The organism is Agriterribacter humi, assembly GCF_009192765.1.
Lineage (GTDB): Bacteria > Bacteroidota > Bacteroidia > Chitinophagales > Chitinophagaceae > Agriterribacter > Agriterribacter humi.
This window is the reverse complement of record NZ_VOHQ01000014.1, coordinates 1-17426: the sequence shown is the minus strand read 5'-3', so window position 1 is coordinate 17426 and position 17426 is coordinate 1. Positions and strand designations below refer to the sequence as shown.

At 43.3% G+C, this 17426-nt stretch carries 13 protein-coding genes and 1 pseudogene; 5 read left to right on the top strand and 9 right to left on the bottom strand.

Annotation, left to right across the window (positions count from 1 at the left end; translation table 11 throughout):
• Window positions 1-89 precede the first annotated feature (89 nt).
• Window positions 90-1649 (bottom strand): glycerol-3-phosphate dehydrogenase/oxidase, encoded by a 1560-nt coding sequence (locus FRX45_RS19340; RefSeq protein WP_152270199.1) that lies wholly within the window; start codon window positions 1647-1649, stop codon window positions 90-92.
• 196 nt (window positions 1650-1845) lie between these two features.
• Window positions 1846-3342 carry a glycerol kinase GlpK gene (glpK, locus tag FRX45_RS19335; RefSeq protein WP_152270128.1) on the bottom strand — a complete coding sequence of 499 codons (1497 nt, stop codon included), beginning with the start codon at window positions 3340-3342 and terminating at the stop codon, window positions 1846-1848.
• A 124-nt stretch (window positions 3343-3466) separates the two neighbouring features.
• Between glpK and FRX45_RS19330 the strand changes: the two genes are divergently transcribed.
• Complete coding sequence (locus tag FRX45_RS19330; RefSeq protein ID WP_152270127.1) at window positions 3467-4201, top strand: GNAT family N-acetyltransferase; 735 nt, start codon at window positions 3467-3469, stop codon at window positions 4199-4201.
• Between the two features lie 34 nt (window positions 4202-4235).
• Here FRX45_RS19330 and ruvC read toward each other — a convergent pair whose 3' ends face one another.
• Complete coding sequence (gene ruvC / locus FRX45_RS19325; RefSeq protein ID WP_226805463.1) at window positions 4236-4811, bottom strand: crossover junction endodeoxyribonuclease RuvC; 576 nt, start codon at window positions 4809-4811, stop codon at window positions 4236-4238.
• 19 nt (window positions 4812-4830) lie between these two features.
• On the opposite strand from ruvC, the gene FRX45_RS19320 reads away from it, so the two are divergent.
• Together FRX45_RS19320 and FRX45_RS19315 are read left to right on the top strand one after the other, a co-directional pair.
• Window positions 4831-5799: a lysylphosphatidylglycerol synthase domain-containing protein gene (locus FRX45_RS19320; RefSeq protein ID WP_193311779.1), complete on the top strand. Its 969-nt coding sequence runs from the start codon at window positions 4831-4833 to the stop codon at window positions 5797-5799.
• On the top strand, window positions 5796-6590 hold the full coding sequence (locus FRX45_RS19315; protein ID WP_152270124.1) for a DUF3108 domain-containing protein: 795 nt from the start codon (window positions 5796-5798) through the stop codon (window positions 6588-6590). The genes FRX45_RS19320 and FRX45_RS19315 overlap by 4 nt, the downstream gene beginning before the upstream one ends.
• Window positions 6591-6709: 119 nt before the next feature.
• Here the strand turns inward: FRX45_RS19315 and FRX45_RS19310 are convergent, their stop codons facing one another.
• The 4 genes from FRX45_RS19310 to FRX45_RS19295 all read right to left on the bottom strand — a co-directional run bounded on the left by FRX45_RS19310 (window position 6710) and on the right by FRX45_RS19295 (window position 12174).
• Complete coding sequence (locus FRX45_RS19310) at window positions 6710-7576, bottom strand: 3-keto-disaccharide hydrolase (protein ID WP_152270123.1); 867 nt, start codon at window positions 7574-7576, stop codon at window positions 6710-6712.
• A 154-nt stretch (window positions 7577-7730) separates the two neighbouring features.
• Window positions 7731-9302, bottom strand: coding sequence for an N-acyl-D-amino-acid deacylase family protein (locus FRX45_RS19305; protein ID WP_152270122.1), 1572 nt, complete (start codon window positions 9300-9302; stop codon window positions 7731-7733).
• A 121-nt stretch (window positions 9303-9423) separates the two neighbouring features.
• Window positions 9424-10278 (bottom strand): MBL fold metallo-hydrolase, encoded by an 855-nt coding sequence (locus FRX45_RS19300; protein ID WP_152270121.1) that lies wholly within the window; start codon window positions 10276-10278, stop codon window positions 9424-9426.
• 108 nt (window positions 10279-10386) lie between these two features.
• Window positions 10387-12174, bottom strand: a complete 1788-nt coding sequence (locus tag FRX45_RS19295) for a MutS-related protein (RefSeq protein ID WP_152270120.1) — start codon at window positions 12172-12174, stop codon at window positions 10387-10389.
• Window positions 12175-12499: 325 nt separating this feature from the next.
• Between FRX45_RS19295 and FRX45_RS19290 the strand changes: the two genes are divergently transcribed.
• Both FRX45_RS19290 and FRX45_RS19285 read left to right on the top strand, forming a co-directional pair.
• Window positions 12500-15220: a 4-alpha-glucanotransferase gene (locus FRX45_RS19290; protein WP_152270119.1), complete on the top strand. Its 2721-nt coding sequence runs from the start codon at window positions 12500-12502 to the stop codon at window positions 15218-15220.
• Window positions 15221-15330: 110 nt separating this feature from the next.
• Entirely contained in the window at window positions 15331-16356 is a 1026-nt protein-coding gene (locus FRX45_RS19285) for a mandelate racemase/muconate lactonizing enzyme family protein (RefSeq protein WP_193311778.1), read from the top strand.
• Between the two features lie 88 nt (window positions 16357-16444).
• On the opposite strand, the gene FRX45_RS19280 is transcribed toward FRX45_RS19285, so the two are convergent.
• The gene (locus tag FRX45_RS19280; RefSeq protein ID WP_152270118.1) at window positions 16445-17041 is read right to left on the bottom strand and encodes a 3-keto-disaccharide hydrolase; all 597 of its coding nucleotides are present in this window, start codon (window positions 17039-17041) and stop codon (window positions 16445-16447) included.
• A 192-nt stretch (window positions 17042-17233) separates the two neighbouring features.
• A pseudogene (locus FRX45_RS23645) lies at window positions 17234-17426 on the bottom strand (hypothetical protein); the annotation flags it as partial.

The window sequence follows — 17426 nt, the reverse complement described above, 5'->3', positions numbered from 1 at the left end:
AATCTCAAACCCCTTCGGATGCAATGATAAACCACAAATTAGAAATTCTGAAGCCTTCTTCATTTTCAAATTTTCAAATTCCCACATTCTCACATTCCCAGCAAATACCCTTCCGCCAGCGCAGTAAAATTTTGTAACTGATCCTGCAGCCAGTTTTCATCTTTGCCCATCTCCTCCGCCATCAGCCTGGCCACTTCCGGGGCTGCCTGCATTGCTGCGCGGGCATCCAAAAAAAGCATGCGTATTCTTCTTGACAGCACATCTTCAACCGTCATTGCCATTTCATTGCGCACCGCCCATATTACCTGTGCTTTAATGTACGGAAACCCGGGATGCAACTGCTCCTTCCATGCTTCATTTTCCTCCGCCAGTTTTTTTACCGCCGCTGCATCGGCGCCATAATAATGCAAAGGATCAGCACTGTTCACCTGCTCGCACCAACCATGTATGTGCAAGGATTCTGTTACAGAAAGTCTGCGCTCCAGTTTGCCTACAAACAGTGCATTATCTACTGCCTCCTTGGCCATCTTGCGGTAGGTGGTCCATTTGCCGCCCGTAATGGTAACCAGCCCGCTCTTCGACACAATAATGGTATGATCCCTGGGCATAAGCGCCGTTTTTTTTTGTCCCGGCGCTTTTACCAGCGGACGCAGGCCCGCAAATACTGCTTTTACATCGGCTCTTGTAATGCCGGAATTAAGATAACGGTTCACGTTTCTGAAAACAAACTCAATCTCCTCCTCCAAAGCACGCGGTTCAAATAAAGCTTCCGCAACGGGTGTATCTGTAGTACCTATAATTACTTTACCGTGCCAGGGCACGGCAAATAATACACGGCCGTCATCTGTTTTGGGTATCATCATAGCATAATCGCCGGGGAAGAATTTCTTATCTACCACCAGGTGTATACCCTGCGACGGAGAAATGATGCTGTGCTGCATATCGTCATCCATCTGCAAAACATCATCTGTAAATACACCGGTTGCATTTATTACCACTTTACTTTTTAATTCGTATTCTTTTCCTGTAAGCATATCTTCTGCATATATGCCTTTACTCTTTCCATTTTCTTTGCGCACATCAAATACTTCCATATAATTCAATACCACACCACCCTGTTCCACTACCGTTTGTGCCAGGTTAAGCGCCAGGCGGGCATCATCAAACTGCCCATCGTAATACAATATACCACCGCTTAATTTTGTGTGCGCTACCGCAGGCGAATATTGCAAGATCGTTTTTGAAGACAAGACACGGGTTTTGCCAATACTTAATTTGCCCGACATCAGGTCGTATATCTTTAAACCAATGCCGTAAAACCATTTTTGCCACCACGAATAAGAAGGCAATATAAAAGGCTGGATGCGGGTAAGATGCGGGGCGTTCCTTAATAAGATGCCTCTTTCGCGCAGGGCTTCCATTACCAATTTAATATTACCCTGCGCCAGGTAACGCACACCGCCGTGCACCAATTTGGTGGCCCTGCTGGAAGTACCTTTGGCAAAATCAAAACGTTCCAGCAATAATGTTTTATATCCCCGTGATGCGGCATCTGCTGCAGTGCCTAAACCCGTGGCGCCCCCGCCAATGATGATGATGTCCCATTCGGTTTCCGTATCCAGCCTGTTAAGCATTTCGCCTCTTTGCATAGTAGTGAGTAGTGAGTGGTCAATAGTCAATGATCCATGGTGAGCATCAGGAAGTACGATTAATCATTCCTGTTAGTGTTTTAAAAGATCGCAAAATCAAATATTATGATGAAAAATAAAAAAGTTGATTTCGAAGTTATTTCAACCCCTGCAGAAGACAATCACAACTCACTATTCACTACTCACATTTTCAAATTTACTCCCCCTCCGCCCATACCTTCGCAGCCCTTACTGCTCTTTGCCACCCTTTTGATAATTTGCTTCTGTCGTCTTCTTTCATATCGGGTTCAAAAACCCTGTCTACCTGCCATTGCTTTTGTATTTCATCCATGTCTTTCCAGTACCCCACTGCCAGCCCCGCCAGATATGCAGCACCCAATGCGGTTGTTTCAATAATTTCAGGACGAATAACTTTGGTGTTGAGCATATCGCTTTGAAATTGCATCAATAAATCATTGGCGGTGGCGCCGCCATCCACACGCAATTCTTTAATGGCAATGCCCGAATCGGCCTCCATGGCTTTCAATACATCCATGGTTTGATAGGCGATGCTTTCTATAGCCGCACGGGCTAAATGTGCGGAGGTGGTTCCTCTTGTCATGCCCACTATTGTTCCTCTTGCATGCTGGTTCCAGTGCGGAGCGCCCAGTCCTGCAAATGCCGGAACCACGAACACCCCATCGTTGTTATCCACTTTCAGTGCCAGTGGTTCCACTTCCGCGGAAGATTTAATAATACCCAATCCATCGCGCAGCCATTGTACTACGGCGCCCGCAATAAACACACTTCCTTCCAATGCATATTGGGTAACACCATTTACTTTCCATGCTACGGTGGTGAGTAAATTGTTTTGCGAAGGAACGGCTTTTTCACCAGTGTTCATCAGCATAAAACAACCCGTACCATATGTATTTTTAACCATGCCGGGTTGCGTGCACATTTGTCCGAACAATGCCGATTGCTGATCTCCCGCTATTCCTGCTATGGGTATTTTATGCGCTGTTAAAATATTTTGTGTTTCTCCATATATTTCGCTGCTGCTTCTTACCTGGGGGAGCATGTTGCCGGGCACATCAAATATTTTTTCCAATTCACCATCCCATTGCAGGGTATGTATATTAAGGAGCATGGTACGTGATGCGTTGGATACATCGGTTGCATGTACCTGTCCTTTGGTGAGATTCCAAATGAGCCAGGTATCAATGGTACCAAAACAAAGTTCCCCTTTACTGGCTTTTTCCCTTGCACCTTCCACATGATCCAATATCCATTTTACTTTGGTAGCCGAAAAGTAGGCATCCAATATGAGCCCGGTTTTTTCCTTAATCAGCTTATCGGTTCCTTTGGCTTTCAGTTCATCACAAAAGGCCGCGGTGCGCCTGTCCTGCCATACTATCGCATTGTATACCGGTTTGCCGGTAGCCCTTTCCCAAACTACCGTTGTTTCTCTTTGATTGGTGATGCCTATTGCGGCTATACTTTCCGTTGTTAACCCGGCTTTGCTGATGGCTTCTGCTGCTACGCCCAACTGGGTGCTCCATATTTCATTAGGGTCGTGCTCTACCCAGCCTGGCTGGGGAAATATTTGTTTGAATTCTTTTTGCGCTACTGAAACTACAGAACCATTATGGTCGAAAATAATAGCGCGGGAACTGGTAGTGCCCTGGTCTAATGCAAGAACATATTTTGACATAAAGCAAACTTTTGGTTTGAAGGTAAAGAAAAATAGACATTTGGATTTGTTGTTTGTTGTTTATAGTTTGTAATGCGTTACTCACTACTGACCACTCACTTTTTTGCATCAATTAAAAAAGGTTATGGAAACAAAAGTGATACCAACCGGTTTAAAGGATATCGAAGCCCTGCGCATTTTATTTCTGCAGGAAAATCATTTTCAGTTTGTGCACAACAAATGTCATTTGTATGGATGGGCAGATTGCTACGCCTGTAAAGTGGATGATATACTGGTGGGTTACGGGGCGGTATGGGGACAAAGTAAAAGAGAAGACAGGGATGCCATTTTTGAATTTTATATCATTCAACCATACAGAAAATTAGCCGATGCTTTTTTTAAACAATTGCATACAGTATCGGGCGCTGTTTATATTGAATGCCAGAGCAATGAACCACTGCTCTCTTCCATGTTATACCAATATGCACAAAATATAAATGCGGAGGCCATACTCTTTGAAGATCATTTCCGGACTGATTTTAGTATCCCCGGTGTAATTTTTCAGAAGAAAGAAACGGAAGCGCATGACCGGTCCGATGATTGCGCATATGTTTTGCAATACCATAATGAAGTGGCCGCCACCGGCGGACTCATGCTGAATTACAATATGCCTTATGCGGATATATATTATGAAGTGAACGAAAGTTACCGGCAAAAAGGATTGGGAACATTGATGGTGCAGGAATTGAAGAAAGCGGCTTATGAAATGGGCAGAGTGCCCGCAGCCCGTTGTAATACCAGGAATATCATATCAAAATATACTTTATTAAAGACCGGCTTTACCGTTTGCGGCTGCATATTAAAAGGAGCCATTCAATAAGTGGGGCGTTGAGGGTGTTATTTTTAACTCCTGGTTATTTTACACGACCCGGATTATTGATTACAAAATTTTCCCAACTGCTTTTCGTTTTCCGTTCTGCTTTGGACTGTTTATCCTGGAGCGGAGAAGTCATTTGAAACTGGTGGCAAACCGCTACGGCCAATGCATCCGAAGCATCAAAAGCAGGTGAAGCGGATGGCAGGTTGGCGATCCGTTGCAGCATTTTCCATACCTGCTCTTTATCTGCATTGCCATTTCCGGTAATAGCTTGCTTTATCTTCCTGGGAGAATACTCTGTTACGGGAATGCCCGCCTGCATAGCCACAGCAATGGCAACGCCCTGCGCCCTTCCCAGCTTAAGCATGCTTTGCACATTTTTACCGAAAAAAGGAGCTTCAATAGCAAAGTGATGGGGTTGAAAAGTACTGATGATGGTTACTATTCTTTGTTGTATAATGTGCAATCTTTCGTAATGATCTTTTTTAGCCGATAGTTTTATGGCATCCATTTCCAATAATTGAATGGCTCTGCCGTTTACAGCAATAACCCCGTACCCCATTACAAGGGTGCCGGGGTCAATGCCTAAAATGATCTGGCTGTTGTTTTGCAAAATGAACCGCTTTAAAAAAATGATTGTACCAAACAAAAGTATCAAAATATTCTTCAACCGGGTAATAGGACCGCTATTGTTTATAGTACTAAGCTATAGCATTTACCTGCAATTGTTACAGCAGCCCGATCTTCACCGGTCTTTGCAACATATTAAAGAAGCCATATATGGTTCGCAGGCATGGAAATGCTGGCTGGCTGTTGCGCTGATGTTCTTTAACTGGCTCATTGAAGCGGGCAAATGGAAACTGCTTTTGCGCCCTTTGGAAGCGGTTTCACTAAAGCATGCTTTAAAATCTGTTTTGGGCGGACTGGCTATTGGCATCAACACACCCAACCGCATAGGTGAGTATAGCGGACGGGCACTGTATGTTAGCGAAGGAAAGCGGATGCGTTCGGTATCCCTGGCTGTTGTTTGCAGTTTTAGCCAGTTGCTCGTTACTTTGTTTTTTGGCAGCCTGGGTCTTTTATTCATTGAGCAGGATGTTGCCGGCTGGTATGGAGCAGCGCAGGCCGGCATGTGTGCGATAACCCTGCTTTGCGCCTGCCTGTATTTTCGGTTAGGCTGGATAGTGAGTGCGGCACAGAAAATAAAATTGCCCGAGAAATGGTCGCAGCATTTTGTGATTTTACATACGGTGAGTGTTACAATTTTGTTAAGAGTGTTATCCCTGTCCGCATTGCGTTATCTTGTATTCCTTTGCCAGTATATATTACTGCTGGAGGTGATGCATGTGCATGCGGGATGGTGGAACGCTTTCTGGTTAATAAGTGTATTATATCTTATATTAGCGTTTGTTCCTACTATGGCATTACTTGAACTGGGTATAAGAGGTAAAGCAGGCATTTTGCTCTTTCAAACTTTCAGTGCAAACACAGTGGGAATCTATGCAGCGTCTACTGGTATTTGGCTTGTCAACCTGGTATTACCGGCTTTGGCAGGTGGTTTGCTTGCCATAAGACATAAATTTTTTAATATTAAGCAATGAGGCGAAAAGTCATTGGTACCTTTTTATCGGTATTGATCAGCGTACAGCTTAACGCTGATAGTGATTTTTGCGGGATAAGGAACACGAGTTTTTCTTCCGGCGAAAGTATAACGCTTAAAGTGTTTTATAATGTGGTAGGCTTATATGTTGATGCAGGCACGGCTACTTTTAATGCAAAACTGGAAAATTATAACGGTAAAACCGTTTATCATGCCGTGGGCGAAGGGAGATCTAACTCCTCTTACGACTGGATATTTAAAGTGCGCGACCGGTACGAAACCTATATGGATACGGCAACGCTCAAACCTTACCGTTTTATACGAAACGTACAGGAAGGAAACTATAAAAAATATGAGAACGCCAGTTTTAATCACGAAGCAAAAAGTGTGGTTACCACAAGAGGTGTTTTTAAGGCGCCCGATTGCATTCAGGACATCATCAGCGCGGTGTACTATGCCCGTAATATTGACTTCTCAAAATACAAGCCAAACGATAAAATTAACCTGAGCGTATTCCTTGATGATGAAATGCATGATATTTACATACGGTATATTGGGAAGGAAACCATCAAGACCCGTTACGGAAAGTTCAGGGCTATTAAATTCAAACCTTTTTTGATTAAAGGAACTGTATTTGAAGGTGGCGAAAAAATGACGGTGTGGGTAAGCGATGATGCCAACCATCTTCCCCTGCGGATTGAAAGCCCGATTGTTGTAGGTAATGTAAAGGCCGACATGATGGGCTACCGCAATTTGCGTTATCCTTTAACCTCAATGATTAAGTTTAGATAGGGTGAAAGGTGAATAGGGAAAGGTGAGAGGGAACACCCCTGCACCTTGTAACCTGAAACCTGCAACACCCTTAACTACACACCATAAGCTTCCAAACTATAAACTTTCCCTCCGTTTACTCATTCACACGCAGATGGATCATCCTTAACAAAATAGCTTTTATAATGCTTCGATCTGGGATCCATGCACCCTTCCAGGTTCAGTAATTCCACTTTACGGAAATCAATTTCCTGTCCTTCACTTTGCAGCGCTATAAATCCGGATGATAATAATTTCCCGTCTATTTTAATTTTGGGATCATAGTTATTGGCAACCCCGCCACCAATCTGTGGTTGGGTATATTGCAAAACGGTATCGCCATTAATAATATGCGTGATCAGTGAATCGCCCAATACAATCGCCTCCGCCCTAATCCATTGCTCCCCTTCATAGGTTTGGGATGAAGAATTGATGCAATGCCTCGGATCTATTTTGCCATTGTACACAACATCTGTTCCCGGCGAACACATGTTACCCGTAGGACGCGGCTTCCCATCGCCCAGCCCCGCCAGGAACTGCATTTCAACCGATATGGGCCAGTCCTGTTCGCGCGGCATGGTTCGCGGATCCTGCGAGTGAAGCATTACACCACTGTTTTTTAAAGTATATTCCGGCGCATCTTTACGCCATATACCCGTAAACCGGTATTCCACTACCAGGTGATAGTAGGAGAAAGGTTGTTTAAAATACAAATGACCGTAGCGGTTATTAAAGCTGTCGTACTGGTCGTAACGCACTTTAATCAAACCCTCTTCCACGCGAAAAGTATTGCCATAATTATCACCCGTTTCATGGTGATGGATCTTTACGATCCAGTCATTAAGGTCTTTGCCATTGAACAGCGATATCCATTCTTCTTTAGCCGCATTGCCTGTATTTTTTTGAACGGCACAGGAACTATACAATAAGATGGTTGCTAAGATCAGCCCGTAAATAATTTTTTTCATATTGATTTTTATGAAGATCAGAAGTTGTTTTAAAACGATTTATGTGGATACCAGCTATATATTCTTATACTAACTTCGTTGCGTCGCAATCACTTCATCTGCTGTGCAAATGGCATCTTTGGTTTTATACAATGACAATCCATATACATAAATCCTATCTCTTTCCCGGCCCATACAATGCTTTGCCGTTTCTTATGCCCGTATGTTTTTCCTGGTCAACCGTTATCTTACCATTTACCAATACATACTTAAATCCTTTAGAATAGGCATGCGGCTTCTCAAACGTGGCCATATCCTGCACCGCCTGCTCATCAAAAATAACAATATCGGCAAACATACCTTCTTTAATCAGCCCTCTCCCCTGCAGTTGAAATTTTTGAGCGGGTAATGATGTCATCCGGCGTATGGCTTCCTCCAGAGAAATAATTTTTTCTTCCCGCACGTATTTCGCCAATACCCTTGCGTTAGTACCATAACCGCGGGGATGCGGCATGCCTTCACCCCAAATGCGGATAGAAGCATCACTGGCGAACATACCGAAAGGGTATTGCATAATACGCTGCACATCCTCCTCTCCCATACCATGAAATACCGCTCCTGCGCCGCCATTGAGCATGATGTCAATTACGGTTTCCGCTTCATATTTCGCTTTGTGCTTTCTTCCTTTCATAAGGTTGATGGCTTCAATGCTTTTGCCGTTATAGCTGCTGTCTGCCTTATGGCTGGTAACCACTGCGTAACTAAAATGTTTGAGCTTTCTTTTCTTCAGCCGTTTCAGCATATAAGAAATAACATCTTTTTTTATAGCCTCATTTTGCAGCCTGGCTTTGATGGAGTCCTGTCCATCGGCCAATATTTCATCGGGCAGCAGCGTACTGATAGAAGTACTACTGGCGGTGTAGGGATACTGGTCAATGGTTACATCCACCCCTTTTTCTCTCGCGGCTTTTACCATTTGCACCGTTTCTTTACTGCGCCCCCAATTTTGTTGTCCGCTCAGTTTAAAGTGCGATATTTCTACAGGTATACCGGCTTCCCTGCCGATCGTGATGGCTTCGTTAATGGCGCTAACTACGCTGTCGCCCTCATCGCGCATATGTGTGGCATATACGCCCCTGTATTTTGAAGCTATTTTTGCCAACGCAATAATTTCAGGTGTTTTGGTATACGTACCGGGTATATAAATAAGCCCGGTTGATAAACCCACCGCGCCATCCTGCATGGCTTTGTCCACCATTGCTTCCATCTGCAACATTTCCGGTGGCGTTGCATCGCGGTTAGCACGCCCCATTACGGCTTTACGCACATCGTTATGGCCGATAAGCGTGGCCACGTTAACGGACAGGTGCAGCGAATCGAGCCAGCTTAAATATTTTCCTATATCGGTATGAGATGCGCCGCAGTTACCGGCAACAACAGTAGTTACACCATCGTAAATAAAACTGGCGGCGGTGGGATCTTTGGTTTCATCACCTTCAATATGGGTATGCACGTCAATAAAGCCCGGCGCCACAATCAATCCCGTGGCGTCAATAATAACGGAAGCCGCGCTGTCCAAAATAGCCCTTCCGGCTTTAACGATCTTTCCGTCTTTAACCGCCACGTTTCCGTAGTACCAGTTATTGCCAGCGCCATCAATAATTTTACCATTGCGGATAAGTATATCATATGCCGGTTGTTGCGAAAATGCTGATAATGGCAGAAGGAGTAAAAACCACTTATACATGGGCTTAACGTTAGATAGCTGAAGATAAGAAAGATACGGTTAAGGAATCGCACTCTCACCTCACGTCTCACCTCACCACTCACTCCTCACTTTTCACTATTCACCATTCACTGCCTACCACTTACTTCCCGCTCCCCGCTTCCTCCAGCTTAAACGTATCCTTTGTTCTAATTCCTTTTTCCGTCATGCTTAGCGTACAACACTCGTTTAAATGGTCGTGCTCAAAAAACAGGATGAAGTTATTTTGCAGCGCTTCCTGCAGAAATGCTTTTTTTTCCTGGAGGGTGGTTAATGGAAACATATCATAAGCCATCACGTAAGGTATGGGTATATGTCCCACCGAAGGCAGCAGGTCGGCCATATACACCAGGGTTCTGCCCATGTAATTATTGATCTGCGGCAGCATCATGGCGTGGGTATGGCCATTAACAAAGCGGATAGTGACATTGCCGGAGAATGCGATGTCTTCTTTTACTTCTATGAATTTCAGTTTGCCGCTGTCCTGTATGGGTTGTATATTTTCTTTCAGAAAAGATGCTTTTTCCCTGTCGTTGGGTTTGGTGGCCCATTGCCAGTGCTGTTCATTGCTCCAGTAAGTAGCGTTTTTAAATGCAGGCACCATTTTGTTTTTTTCGATTACAATAGCGCCACCCACATGATCAAAATGCAAATGGGTGAGCAGCACATCCGTAATATCATTGCGATGAAAGCCGTGTTTGGCAAGCGACTTATCCAGCGTGTCCTCGCCGTGTAAATAATAATGACTGAAAAATTTAGCGTCCTGCTTATTTCCTATACCTGTATCTACCAGGATAAGGCGGTTGCCATCTTCAATGAGCAGGGAGCGCATGGCCCAGGTACATAGATTGTTATCATCGGCAGGGTTAAGTTTATTCCATATACTTTTGGGCACCACGCCAAACATAGCGCCACCATCTAATTTAAAATAACCTGTGTTGATGGAGTAAAGTTTCATACCGCAACGATAGTTAATTTTTGAAATGCAAAAGTATATGCTTTTTCTGATCAGAAGCTATGAGCTATCGGCTATCAGGACAGACTCTCACTTCTCACCCCTGACTTCTCACTTCTCACCAATAATCCCCATCTTCTTCATTAAAAAAGAAGCATTCTTATTCTTGGCCACACCGGGTTGTAATTTGTAATCGAAATACAATGTGCTATTTTGTATAATACTTTCAAAGCAGTAATTGCTGATCACGCTTTTATATTCGTTTTCAAGCGAGGCCAATGTAAGGTCGTGTGTGGCAAAGAGGGTAATACAATTGTATTCAAGCAGTTGTTTAATAAATTGTTCCGATCCATGGGTTTTGTCTTCGGAATTGGTTCCGCGCAATATTTCATCAATCAGCACTAATGCGGGTTTGTTTTGTTGCAGCTGCAGTATGATCTGCTGCAGGCGTTTCAGCTCCGCCATAAAATAGGAAGTATGTTCCTGCAGGGAATCATTCACCCTTATGGAAGTAAGTATTTCCATAGGTGTAAATATAAAAGCCGTGGCACAAACAGGTGCGCCACATTGCGCAAGAATAAGGTTAGCTCCCAGGGTTCTCAAAAAAGTGGTTTTGCCCGACATGTTGGAACCGGTAACCAATAAAAGCCTGTTGTTTTTCCCTGCTTCAAAATCATTGGCCACACATTCAGTGGCAGGAATAAGAGGATGAGCCATTTGCTCAGCCTTAACATACAATGTTTCGTTTTGATTAACCTGCGGATAAGCAAAATGAGGGTTATTAAATGCAAAGCACGCCAGCGCATTCAAACATTCTATATCGCCAACCGCATGAAGCCAGTGATTAAAATCGTTTTTGTGCCGGTCTTTCCACTGCTCCAGTGCCAGAATGCATTGCATATCATACATTGCAAGACTGTTCAGGAAAATATTCACCAGCAGGTTCAGGCGCTGGTCAAAAAAGGAAGAAAGTTTTGCCAGTTTGCCCATGGCACTGTGGGCATTGCCTGCTGTTTGCTGTAATTGTTTCAATACAGCCGATGAGCCGGTTTCAATTGTTACAAATGTTTTTAAAATACCGGCATACTGTTCCAGGATGGATTGCTTTTTGCTGATGAGCTGGTGCTGCCCGTGTATATATTTTGCATAACGGGCTGTTATAAGCCATGTGGCTATTACACCTATCGCTACATACAATATATTGCCGGTGGCGATATAGTACAAAAAACAGGGAATAGTATATAAAGGCAGTATCCACCGCACTATCTGCAGCCATTTTTTTTTGTGCAGGTCCGTTGCCGGTTGCAGCCATTCCGCAATGCTGTGCAGGTTGCCTTCCGCTTCGGCATGTAACAAGCCATGGGCAGTAATAAGTTGCCTTTTATCGGTCTGGTTTGAAAGGAACTGAACGGCTTGTTGTCTTGCAGTAATGTTCGCAGGATCTAATAAAGGTTGCTGTAACAGCGTTGCTAAATATTCCTTGCCATGCGCTGTAGTACAGCGGTTAAGCAAATGAAACAGCGAGCGGGGTCCGAAAATATCAAGATCTTCCGCATATCCTTTGCTGTTTGAAAAGGAGCTTCCATCATCCAGCCGGTTAGGTTCATTGCTGAGGATGCCCAGCTCATTGGTATTGATCAATAATAATTTTTCAAGAAGCGCTTTCTTTTCCTTTAATCTTAAAGCGTACAGTACCAGCAGCAGGAATATTGCAAATAATAACAGGGAAAGAAGCAGTAAACCGGTTGACCAGTGTTTAAAGAAGAAATATACCGCTACAGCGAAAGCTGTGAAAGTCATGAGCCGCAACAGGGCCGACACCGCTATTTTTCTTTTAAAAGATTGAACGGCTCCGGTATACGATCCAATCTTCTCCTGGTAAAGTGAATGCGCAGTCATTTTGAAGACTGCAGGTTATATGATATCAAGTGACTTGGCAAAAAAGTAAACAACAAAAGGGAGTGTAACCGTAATAAAGTTGCCGGCGAATGCGTATACCAAGAAAAAAACAACCACGGAAAGTAAGAAAAGGAGCCAGTACACGACACGGGATTTCTTGTTAACAGTATCCATATCTGATCATTAATTTGTGGCAAATATAACGAGGATTTGCTTTGTTTAGCGGAAGAATGGGAAAATTTATACCCTGTCTGTATTTTTGTCTTATTACATTTACAATGTTGCTTAAAACAAAAGAATTGCCACTCGGGGCAAATACATACATATGGTAAAGATTCATTTTTATATACGTTTTAATACTCAATTCGGGGAGTCATTGCTGCTTTCGGGCAATATTCCGCAGTTAGGCGATATGGTTTCCGATGCTGCTGTTACCATGAACTACCTTAATGAAGAATACTGGAGCTATGACCTGGAACTATATACGGCCCCTGCAGATTTGCCTGATAAAATTCAATATAAATACCTTTTTAAAGATAAAAGCGGCAGGATTACCGAAGAATGGAATGATGGCAAGCTAATAGATATTAAAAAGATTGACGCCACTGAAATTCACCTGCAGGACACCTGGAATTTTGCCGGGCAATACGACAATGTTTTTTTTACTGCACCATTCAGGGAAGTTTTATTACCCCGTGCCAAATCGCCGGTGAAACCCCTGCCTTACCAAGGTAATACACATATTTTTAAAGTAAAAGCGCCCCTGCTTCAAAAAGACGAGGTGATTTGTTTGTTAGGCGGCAGTGCGCTCCTGGGAGAATGGAATACTGCCCGGCCGGTATGCATGAGCATGGAAAACAACTGGTGGACAACAAAGATCAATCTCCTTACAGACACATTTCCTGTTGCTTATAAGTATGCTGTTTATAACAATAAGCATAAACAATTTATCCGGTATGAAGATGGCGACAACCGCCTGCTGCATGACAGCGCGGGTGAAAAAAAGCTTATCATACTGCATGATGGCTTTGTGCATTTTGTTGATACCACCTGGCGGGGCGCCGGTGTAACTATCCCGGTATTTGGTTTACGCAGCACTAAAAGCCTGGGTACGGGAGAATTTACCGATATTATGCTGCTGGTTGACTGGAGCAAAAAAACAGGCATCCGGCTCATACAGTTGTTGCCGGTAAATGATACAACGGATACGCATACCTGGAAGGACTCATATCCATACAACGCCATTTCTGCATTTGCATTACATCCTTTATACCTGAATGTGGAAAGCATAGCGCGGAAAGAAGATGACCAGATCATAAAATCGCTGGGCAGAAAAAGGAAACAACTGAATGACCTGGTAGAAATAGATTATGAAGAGGTGATGCGCTATAAATGGAAGATCATTAAACAACTGTACCACGCGCAGAAGGATATTTTTTTACAGGATGAAACGTACCGGCAGTTCCAGGAAGCCAATCAGCACTGGCTGGTTCCTTATGCCGCATACAGTTACCTGCGGGATAAATACAGTACATCGAAATACACGGCATGGAAGCAATACAGCACCTACAATAAGGAGGCAATAGAAAAATTGACCGGCGTAGGTCAAAAACATTTTGATGAAGTTGGTATATATTATTTTATACAATTCCACCTGCATGCCCAGTTAAAGGCCGCTACCGATTACGCACATGCGAACGGTATAATTGTAAAGGGAGATATACCCATTGGAGTAAACCGTTATAGTTGCGATGCCTGGATGGAGCCGGAACTGTTTCATATGGATATGCAGGCAGGCGCTCCACCCGATGACTTTGCTGTAAAAGGCCAGAACTGGGGATTCCCTACCTACAACTGGGAGCGCATGAAGCAGGACGGATTCGAATGGTGGCACAGGCGCTTTAAACAGATGAGCAATTACTTTGATGCTTTTCGTGTAGATCATATACTCGGCTTTTTCAGGATATGGAGTATTCCCGCGCATGCGGTAGAAGGGGTAATGGGACATTTTGTGCCTGCTATTCCGGTTGACACAGAAGTTTTTTTAAAGAGAGGGATACATTTTGATTACAGGCGTTTTTGTGAACCCTATATTACCGATGCGGTATTGTATGAGTTGCTGGGAGAGAACAGGAACCTGGTTAAAGATTTTTTGGAACTAAACGAGGATGGCTCCTATAATCTTAAAGCATCATTTTCAACACAGCGTAAGGTAGAAACCTATTTTGCGGCGTTAGAGATAAATGAAGAAAATATATTGCTTCAATCCGTATTGTATGATCTGATTTCCAATGTTATTCTTTTTGAGGAAGAAGGATCGCAGCGGCAGCAATTTCATTTCAGGATAGCCATTGAAAATACAAGTTCCTTCAGGTATCTCGACGGTCACCTGCAGCAGCAATTAAGAGCATTGTATATAGATTATTTTTTCCGCAGGCAGGACGAGGTTTGGGCAACGCATGCCATGTATAAACTACCAGCCCTTAAGAGATCAACCAATATGCTGATCTGCGGCGAAGACCTGGGTATGGTACCACATTGCGTACCTGAAATTATGCGGCAGTTGGGCATATTAAGTCTCGAAATTCAAAGAATGCCCAAACAGGCGGGGGCGGAATTTTTTAATCCGGCCAACGCTCCATATATGTCTGTTATCACGCCATCTACGCACGATATGAGCACCATCCGCGCCTGGTGGGAAGAGAACCGGGAGAAAACACAGCATTTTTTCAATAATGAAATGCTGCATCCCGGGCTGGCTCCGTATTATTGCGAACCATGGATAAACAAAGCCATTGTTATCCAGCACCTATATTCGCCAGCCATGTGGAGCGTTTTTTTATTGCAGGACCTGATGGGTATAGATGGAAAGATACGGAGGGAAGACCCGGCAAAAGAAAGGATTAATATTCCTGCCATACCTCGGTACTACTGGCGCTACCGCATGCATATTACCCTGGAACAACTTTTAAAGGAGAAGGATTTCAATAATGAGCTGATCAGTTATATCCATTCAAGCGGCAGGGCCATTAATGATAAAGTATAAAGCTTTCTATGTGTGTCTTTGTGCCGCTGTGTCTCCGTGGTTCTGTGTTGGATATATTTTGCATTTGGAACGATAAACTCATAAACCACAAACTTCCAAACTTCCCTTCTATGGCCATCAAAATAAAATACTGGCAGAGTAATTTAAAATTCAGGTATCCTTTTACCATTTCCAAAGGAACAAAAACACATCAGCCTTCTTTACTGGTTGAACTAGATTTCAACGGCATTAAAGGTTACGGCGAGGCGCCGGCTATAGCCTATTATAATATACCGGTTGAAAAAATGATAGAAGATATTGAGCGGAAAAAACCTTTCATTGAAAAGTTTTCTTTTACGCATCCTGAACGATACTGGCATTACCTGCACCATCTTTTTCCGGGCAACCCTTTTCTGGTGGCGGCATTGGATATAGCCGCATGGGATATATATGGTAAATTAAAGAAGCAGCCCCTTTACCAGTTGTGGCATACCGTTATTGCCAATGCTCCATTAACGGATTATACCATTGGCATTGATGCTATTGAAAAGATGATTGAAAAAATGCAGGAAAGGCCCTGGCCGGTATACAAAATAAAATTGGGTACAAAAGAAGATATCGCTATCATGGAAGCCCTGCGCAAACATTCCAGCGCGGTGTTCAGGGTAGATGCCAATGCGGGATGGACTGTAGAAGAAGCTTTGGAAATATTACCTGTTTTGCAGCAACTGAATGTGGAGCTGGTAGAGCAACCGCTTGCTAAAGAAAATTGGGAAGGCATGAAGATATTATACGAGCAATCGCCGCTGCCCCTGTTTGCCGATGAGAGTTGTGTAGCCGAGGCCGATGTAAAAAAATGCAACGGGTATTTTCATGGTATCAATATCAAGCTCACCAAATGCAGTGGCATTACGCCTGCATTGCGAATGATTGAGGAAGCCAGGCAACTGGATATGAAGATCATGCTGGGATGCATGAATGAAAGTACGGTTGGCGCCGCGGCTATTGTTCATTTGTCACCACAGGCAGATTACGTGGATGCCGATGGACCTTTACTCCTCGAAGAAGATATAGCCGAAGGTTTGCATTATGATTTTGGAAAAATAACGCCAACAGAAAACCCGGGACTGGGAATAAATGTGGTGAATAGGGAATAGGAAACGTTTCACTTCTCACCTCTCACCATTGACCCCGTCCGAACGGTGTTCAGCCGGGCGGGCATTCACTACTCACCACTCACTAACTTTACAGTTCTTTAATCTTTATATTCTTCCACCTTACTTTTATTCCGCCGCCATCATGTATCTGCAGGGCAATAAAGCCCACGCCTTTACCAATCTTTTCATCTTTCAGATGGATCATTTCATGGCCGTTCACCCAGGTGGTTACTTCATCACCCACCACTTTTAAACGGTAGGTATTCCATTTGCCATACTTAAGGAATTTATCCTTTTCTGCCTCAGGCTTAATCAGCCAGCCGCGTCCGTACGATTCATAAATACCGCCTGTATTGCTGCCCGGAGGCGCTACTTCCGCCTGCCAGCCGCTGATCTTCACACCATCAATAGTTGAGCGAAAGAATATACCGCTGTTTCCTTCGGCATCCTGTTTGAATTGCAGGGTAAGATCAAAATCCTTGTAATTTTTATCGGTAGACAAGTAACCATAGGCCTTATCCGGGCCGCTTTCACAGATCAGCTCTCCTTTTTCTACATACCATTTTTCGGTACCATTGATTGTCCATCCCGTAAGATCTTTGCCATTAAAAATAGATACGGCTTTTTGTGCAAATAATGCAGTGCTGAATATACCCGCAGTCAGCAATAAAAAAATCTTTTTCAAATTAATTTATAATTTATAATGATGAATATAATGCCAAAAATAAATCAATACTTCTTTTATCCCATTCTGTTACTACCGATCATCTCAAATCTGAAATTAGGATTAAATACGTAAATCGCAAATCCTTATAAAAAAGAGCGTACCCTTTACTTTTTATCTCTTTAATAAAATATTCTTTTTACTTTTTCTCTCTTAAGTAACAGATTCAGGAACCAGCTTAAATCCCATCCGCTTTACTTGCTTTCTTATTTTCTTAAGCTGTTGTTCTTTGAAGCTATCAGTATATTTTTCAATTGGTATAGGATTGAATTCGGTTCTATTCTTCAGCATCATATAAAATATTACAGCGATTTTTCTTGCTGTTGCCGTAATAGCTTTGGCTGTT

What these genes read in the sequence shown, in the direction of transcription:
- FRX45_RS19340 (WP_152270199.1), bottom strand. Translation starts at nt 1,649, where the DNA reads ATGCAAAGAGGCGAAATGCTTAACAGGCTGGATACGGAAACCGAATGG.
- glpK (WP_152270128.1), bottom strand. Translation starts at nt 3,342, where the DNA reads ATGTCAAAATATGTTCTTGCATTAGACCAGGGCACTACCAGTTCCCGC.
- FRX45_RS19330 (WP_152270127.1), top strand. Translation starts at nt 3,467, where the DNA reads ATGGAAACAAAAGTGATACCAACCGGTTTAAAGGATATCGAAGCCCTG.
- FRX45_RS19320 (WP_193311779.1), top strand. Translation starts at nt 4,831, where the DNA reads ATGATTGTACCAAACAAAAGTATCAAAATATTCTTCAACCGGGTAATA.
- FRX45_RS19315 (WP_152270124.1), top strand. Translation starts at nt 5,796, where the DNA reads ATGAGGCGAAAAGTCATTGGTACCTTTTTATCGGTATTGATCAGCGTA.
- FRX45_RS19310 (WP_152270123.1), bottom strand. Translation starts at nt 7,576, where the DNA reads ATGAAAAAAATTATTTACGGGCTGATCTTAGCAACCATCTTATTGTAT.
- FRX45_RS19305 (WP_152270122.1), bottom strand. Translation starts at nt 9,302, where the DNA reads ATGTATAAGTGGTTTTTACTCCTTCTGCCATTATCAGCATTTTCGCAA.
- FRX45_RS19300 (WP_152270121.1), bottom strand. Translation starts at nt 10,278, where the DNA reads ATGAAACTTTACTCCATCAACACAGGTTATTTTAAATTAGATGGTGGC.
- FRX45_RS19295 (WP_152270120.1), bottom strand. Translation starts at nt 12,174, where the DNA reads ATGACTGCGCATTCACTTTACCAGGAGAAGATTGGATCGTATACCGGA.
- FRX45_RS19290 (WP_152270119.1), top strand. Translation starts at nt 12,500, where the DNA reads ATGGTAAAGATTCATTTTTATATACGTTTTAATACTCAATTCGGGGAG.
- FRX45_RS19285 (WP_193311778.1), top strand. Translation starts at nt 15,331, where the DNA reads ATGGCCATCAAAATAAAATACTGGCAGAGTAATTTAAAATTCAGGTAT.